Here is a 728-nt window from a genome sequence, read left to right as displayed (position 1 = left end):
GTGCCGACGATGACCATTCTGCTCATCCTCAACATGGGCAGCCTGCTCGGGGTCGGCTTTGAGAAAATCTTGCTGCTGCAAAACCCGCTCAACATGAGCTCGTCGGACGTCATTTCCACCTTCGTCTACCGCTCGGGTCTGGTGGATGCGCAGTACAGCTTCTCGACCGCCATCGGCCTGTTCAACTCGGTCATCAATGCGGTATTGCTCATCGTCGTCAATCAGATCGTCCGCCGTACGAGCGAGAACAGTTTGTGGTAGAGAGGAGGCTATTCGATGTTAACCGGAGTGAGAGAAACCCGGCGGGATAAAGTATTTCTCGCCTTCAATTACCTGTATGTGTTTCTGGCGTTTCTAATCGTGTTCTACCCGCTGGTGTACATGGTCAGCGCCTCCATCAGTGACCCGAAATTGGTCGGGTCGGGGGAGATGTGGCTGTGGCCGAAAGGCATTACGTTTGACGGCTACAAGCGGGTGTTCGAGAACACGAGCATCTGGACGGGGTACGGCAACACGATTCTGTACACCGTGGTCGGGACCGCGATCAACCTGCTTGTCACGCTGCCGGCGGCCTATGCGCTGAGCCGCAAGGACTTTATCGGCCGCAACTTCTTTATGGGCATGTTCATGGTCACGATGTTCTTCGGCGGCGGCCTGGTGCCGACGTACCTCTTGATCAAGCAGCTGGGCATGGTCAACACGATGTGGGCGATCGTCATTCCGTCGGC

The 728-nt window shown here is 56.2% G+C and carries 1 protein-coding gene and 1 pseudogene; both read left to right on the top strand.

The genetic code is table 11. From position 1 onward, the window contains the following. Positions 1-261 (top strand): annotated as a pseudogene (locus CJP46_RS36045) (sugar ABC transporter permease); the annotation flags it as partial. A 15-nt stretch (positions 262-276) separates the two neighbouring features. Continuing rightward, positions 277-728, top strand: a 452-nt coding sequence (locus CJP46_RS36040; RefSeq protein WP_143813089.1) for an ABC transporter permease family protein, incomplete at its 3' end; no start/stop codon positions are given.

It is taken from the genome of Paenibacillus sp. XY044 (genome assembly GCF_002257645.1).
Taxonomy (GTDB): domain Bacteria; phylum Bacillota; class Bacilli; order Paenibacillales; family Paenibacillaceae; genus Paenibacillus_AQ.
The sequence above is the reverse complement of the archived record's forward strand: the minus strand, read 5'-3'. Positions and strand labels throughout refer to the sequence as shown.